General features: G+C 66.5%; 5 protein-coding genes. All 5 read right to left on the reverse strand.

Going from position 1 to position 4,965, the window contains the following annotated elements; genetic code table 11:
* Positions 1-423, reverse strand: a 423-nt coding sequence (locus EGJ34_RS20440; RefSeq protein WP_148100535.1) for a DUF58 domain-containing protein, incomplete at its 3' end; no start/stop codon positions are given.
* Positions 424-429: 6 nt separating this feature from the next.
* The gene (locus tag EGJ34_RS20445; protein WP_125362264.1) at positions 430-1,467 is read right to left on the reverse strand and encodes a MoxR family ATPase; all 1,038 of its coding nucleotides are present in this window, start codon (positions 1,465-1,467) and stop codon (positions 430-432) included.
* Positions 1,468-1,614: 147 nt separating this feature from the next.
* Complete coding sequence (locus tag EGJ34_RS20450) at positions 1,615-3,591, reverse strand: type IV pilus secretin PilQ family protein (RefSeq protein ID WP_125362265.1); 1,977 nt, start codon at positions 3,589-3,591, stop codon at positions 1,615-1,617.
* Positions 3,592-3,611: 20 nt separating this feature from the next.
* Positions 3,612-4,112, reverse strand: coding sequence for a pilus assembly protein PilP (locus tag EGJ34_RS20455; protein WP_260477085.1), 501 nt, complete (start codon positions 4,110-4,112; stop codon positions 3,612-3,614).
* Positions 4,113-4,144: 32 nt separating this feature from the next.
* Positions 4,145-4,828 (reverse strand): type 4a pilus biogenesis protein PilO, encoded by a 684-nt coding sequence (locus tag EGJ34_RS20460; protein ID WP_125362267.1) that lies wholly within the window; start codon positions 4,826-4,828, stop codon positions 4,145-4,147.
* Positions 4,829-4,965 lie beyond the last annotated feature (137 nt).

The raw sequence follows: 4,965 nt of genomic DNA on the forward strand, positions 1-4,965 counted from the left end.
CAGAGCCGCCAGCCGATCACCCTGGCGTTGCGCCAGCCACGCCGCGACGGCCCCGACCCGCGCGGCCTGCACCGACTTGAAGCGCACGCGGGTCCCGAAGTACAGCACCGGGTCGGTATCGGCCACCAGCAGGGTCAGCCGCTCGCGCTCGGCCTGGAACAACTTGGTATGCGCGCGACCGCTGCGTGCGGTCACGCGCCAGTCGATATGGCGCGCGTCGTCACCGGCCACGTATTCCCGCGACTCGGCGTACTCCATGCCGCGTCCTCGCAGCGGCGAGGGAGCCTGCCCGGCCAGGCCGTGGCGCCCACGGCGGGGCGGCACCGAGCGATGCGCGCTGCCACGCAGCGCCACCAGTTCGGCCAGGGTCGGCTGCAGGCCGTTGCCGGCCGTCGCGCGGGTTGCCTCGTCCACGGCAGGCATTGCCACTCAGGGCACCGGCACGCGTGCCAGCAGCTCGGTGACCAGACGTTCCCCGTCCCAGCCCTCGGCGGTGGCCTCATAGCTGGGCAGCACGCGGTGGCGGAGCACGTCGGGGGCAACGTTGCGCACGTCGTCCGGGGTGACGTAGTCCCGCCCCTGCAGCCATGCGCGTGCACGGGCACAGCGTTCCAGGGCGATCGAGCCGCGCGGGCTTGCCCCCCACGCGATGCGCCGCGCCAGCACGCTGTCGTAGCGTGCCGGTTCGCGGGTCGCCAGGACCAGCTCCACCACATAACGCTCCAGCGCCGGTGCCATGTGCAGGTTCAGGACCGCCCGGCGTGCGGCGAAGACGTCCTCCAGCGGCATCCGCGACGGTGGCGGCGGCACCTGTCCCAGCGCGTCGCGCGCGCGCTCGCGCGCCAGGCGCAGGATCTCGGTCTCCGCCTCTGCATCCGGGTAACCGATGCGCACGTGCATCAGGAAGCGGTCCAGTTGCGCCTCGGGCAGCGGGAAGGTGCCTTCCTGCTCGATCGGATTCTGCGTGGCCATCACCAGGAACAGCGGTGGCAACGCGTAGGTGTGGCGGCCGACCGTGACCTGGCGTTCGCCCATCGCCTCCAGAAGCGCGGACTGCACCTTGGCCGGCGCGCGGTTGATCTCGTCTGCGAGCAGGATGGGGTGAAAGATCGGGCCCGGCACGAACTCGAAGCGTCCTTCCTGTGGACGCCAGATCTCGGTACCGGTCAGGTCAGCCGGCAACAGATCCGGGGTGAACTGTACACGGGAAAAGTCGGCCTCCAGCCGTGCTGCCAGCGCGCGGATCGCGGTGGTCTTGGCCAGGCCGGGCGCGCCTTCCACGAGCAGGTGCCCGTCGGCAAGCAGGGCAGTCAGCAGGCGGTCGACCAGCTCACGCTGGCCGACGATCTCCCGGCCCAGCGCATCACGCAGGGCGCGGAAACCGTCGTGGACACGGTCAGCCGTCGTGCCGTGCTCGGCAACGGAGGGGATGGCGGCAGGGTCAGGCATCGGTGGGGGCAGGTTCATGGCATCCGTCAGACCGGCGCAACAGGCACCAGGTTCCCGACACATCATGGCAGGGCCGGGCGGGCCACCGCATCAAGAATGCCTGAACGCAGGAAGGGCCGCACTGGGCGGCCCTTCCTGCAACAGGTGCTACGTTGGCGGCGGACCTCAGTTGGTCTTGGCCACGCGCAGCACCTTCGGGGTGACGAAGACCAGCAGTTCGGCCTTGTCCTTGTTGCGACTGCGCTTCTTGAACAGGTTGCCGAGGAACGGCACGTCGCCCAGGAACGGCACCTTGTTGACGCTGTTGCGGTCGGTGAACTCATACACGCCACCGATCACCACGGTCTGACCGTCGTCCACCAGCACCGCGGTATTCACTTCGCGGCGGTTGATCGTCGGCACCTGGCCGTAGCCTTCCAGCACGATGTAGCTTTCCACTTCATCCTTCTTGACCGACATGTTCAGGAACACGCGGTTGTCGTTGGTGATGGTGGGGGTGACCTTCAGCTCCAGCACCACTTCCTTGAACTGGACGTTCGCGGTGGCCTGGCCACCGGCACCACCACCACTGATGGTGACGTAGCCGATTTCCTTACCCTGCTTGATCACCGCTTCACGCTGGTTGGTGGTGACCACGCGCGGATTGGAGATCACCTCGCCACGCGCTTCCTGCTGCATGGCGGACAGTTCCACGTCCAGCAGGTAGCCCGCATTGAGGATGGACAGTGCCAGCGAACCCGGATTCAAGGTCTGCGCGACTGCCGAATTCCAGTTCAGGTTCGGCGTGTTGAAGATCTGCCCCGGGCGCAGCGGAACGGGCTTGCCGGTCGGGTCAGCCTCGTACTCTGCCACCGCCTGGTTGTACTCGCTCCACGCCTGGCCGTTGTCGTCGATGTTGTTATGGTTCTGGTCCATGCTGCCACCGAACCATACGTTGTCACGACGACCGGAGATACCGAACTTCGCACCCAGTTCGCGGGCGAAGGTATCGGTGGCGATCACGATGCGGCTTTCAATCAGCACCTGGTCGACCGGACGGTCGATCACGTTGATCAGCTCGCGCATGCGCGCGATCTTCTTCGGAATGTCGCTGATCATCAGCGTATTGGTGCGCTCGTCGGCGACCAGGCGACCACGCGCGGACAGGAAGCCGCTGTCCTGGTCGGATGTGCCGCCGCCGCTGCCACCACCACTGCCACCACCGCTGCCGCCGATGCCCTTGGCCTCGGTCAGTGCTTTGAAGATCTGGGCGGCGTTGTGATAGTTGATCTGCACGTACTCGGTGACCAGATCCTGGCGGTTCTCGATCGCGATGCGCGCGTCTTCCTTGTCCTGCTCGAACTTGGCCAGCTCCGGCTGCGGCGCGACCCAGATCACCTTGTTGTCCTGGCGCTTGTCCAGGCCCTTGGCGCGCAGGACGATGTCCAGTGCCTGGTCCCACGGCACATTGACCAGGCGCAGGGTGACGTTGCCTTCAACGGTGTCGGCGGCAACGATGTTCAGGTTGGACTCTTCGGCGATCAACTGCAGCACGGTGCGCACCGGCACGTCCTGGAAGTTGAACGTTACCGGCTTGCCGCTGTAGCCGCGTGCGCCGACGGCGGCCGCCGCCTGGGTCACGGTGGTGGCGTTGATCGCACCGGTGGCTGCCACGGCCTTGCGCGGGCTGATCTCAACCACGTACTCGTTGCCGGTCTGGTAGGCCAGCGACTCGAACGCGCTGCTGGTGTTGAGCACCAGCTGGGTGCCGCCACCGTAGGGCTTGGGATCGATGCGCTGCACCGGGGTGGCGAAGTCGGATACGTTGATCGACTTCTGCAGGTTGGCCGGCAGCGTGGCATTGCCGACGTCGATGACGACCGCGTTGCCCTGGTTGCGCAGGTCCGGGTTGGCCCCGGTGCCGTCAAACTGCAGGATCAGGCGGCCGGAGCCGTCTTCACCGCGCTTGAAGTCGATCTTGGACACCGCCAGCGAGGCCGGTGCCGTCACCGGCGCGGCATCGGCAGCAGCGTGCGTGGTCGCTGCCGGCGTGGCCGCCATCAGCGTGCCATTGGCCAGCATGAGCGCGACTCCCAGCGCGCACATGTGGATCAGCTTCGGGCGCCGGGTGGGACGCTGCAGCATGGCGTTGGAAAAGGTCATCGTGCAATCCCCATAATCATTCATTGATCTTCAAGCGCAAGCGAAGCAGGCCGTTCCAGCCAGCCGCCCGCGCCATCCGGCACCAGTTCAATCAGCTCGATCCGGTCTTCGTAGACCCCGGTCACCCGGCCGTCGCTCTGCCCCATGTAAACGCCCGGACGCACCCGATAGGTGACCTTGTCCGGTGCCATTACCAGTGCGACCAGCCCCGGGCCGCCCCCGATCGAACCGATCATGTCCAGGGCGTCCAGCGGGAAGGCTTCCATCGGCTCCTTGCGGCGATCCGGGTCCGGACGCAGGCCGCTGCTTCCATCATTGGAACGCGCCCAGGCGTCGGTGAACGGATCGCGCAGACCCTGCGCGGAATACTCGAAGGTTTCGAACTGCTGCATGACCGGCAGCGGTTCAAGCGGCGGAGCCGGACGCGCACGCACGTCGGCCACCCACTTTTCCAGATTGGGCGCATCACCCGGCGTGCTGGTGATGCTGCGGGCACAACCGGCCAGCAGCACCAGCAGCATCAGGCCACCGACCCGTGCGGTTGAAGCCAAGGTCATGGCGTACCTCCGGTCGGGGTGGCACCCGGCGCTGCAGCGGCGGCAGCCTTTTCCTGCGCTTCCATTTCAACGTCATCCAGATAGCGGTAGGTCTTGACCGTACCCGACAGTTCCAGCGCTCCGCTGCGTGCGGTGATACCGGTCTTGGGGTCCTTCGGCTTCAGGTTGATGTCGTGCATGGTCAGGATGACCACGCGCGGCAACGAGGCCACGCCGCTGACGAACGCGCCGAACTGGTGGTAGCTGCCCACCATGCGCAGGGCGATCGGCTTTTCAGCGTAGAACTCCTTGGTCATCTCCTCGCCGGGCTGGAACAGCTCGTTGGTGAGGCCGCTGGACAGCGCGGTCTGCGAGATGTCGATGATCAGGTCGGGCATTTCGGTCTTGCTGGGCAGCTGGCGCAGCATCTGCTGCAGCACCTGCTCCATCTGGGCCAGCTGCTGCTTGAGCGGCTCCAGGTTGACCGCACGGCCCTGTTCCTTCTCGAACTCTTCGCGCAGGGTGACTTCGGTGCGCTCCAGGCCGGCCAGCTCATCACGCTTGCCGGTGATCAGCACGAACCAGCTCAGGCCGACAATCAACAGGGCCAGCAGCGCGCAGAAGACGATCTTCGCCTGCTGCGGCCAGTTGCCGATGTTGTTGAAGTCCAGTTCCTTCAGATTGACTTTCTTCTGGCTCATGCGGCCCCCTTCTGCGGCGTGCTCGACGGCGCGGGTTCAGCGGTCGGGGCGGGAACGATGCGGCTGCCTGCCGGAACCGACGGAGCCGGAACGGCCGGCGGCGGCCCGTTGAGCGGCTGCGACGGCGACGGCACGGC

The organism is Stenotrophomonas sp. 278 (genome assembly GCF_003935715.1).
In the GTDB taxonomy this organism is placed as follows: domain Bacteria; phylum Pseudomonadota; class Gammaproteobacteria; order Xanthomonadales; family Xanthomonadaceae; genus Stenotrophomonas; species Stenotrophomonas maltophilia_AH.

What these genes read in the sequence shown, in the direction of transcription:
- EGJ34_RS20445 (WP_125362264.1), bottom strand. Translation starts at nt 1,467, where the DNA reads ATGAACCTGCCCCCACCGATGCCTGACCCTGCCGCCATCCCCTCCGTT.
- EGJ34_RS20450 (WP_125362265.1), bottom strand. Translation starts at nt 3,591, where the DNA reads ATGACCTTTTCCAACGCCATGCTGCAGCGTCCCACCCGGCGCCCGAAG.
- EGJ34_RS20455 (WP_260477085.1), bottom strand. Translation starts at nt 4,112, where the DNA reads ATGCTGCTGGTGCTGCTGGCCGGTTGTGCCCGCAGCATCACCAGCACG.
- EGJ34_RS20460 (WP_125362267.1), bottom strand. Translation starts at nt 4,828, where the DNA reads ATGAGCCAGAAGAAAGTCAATCTGAAGGAACTGGACTTCAACAACATC.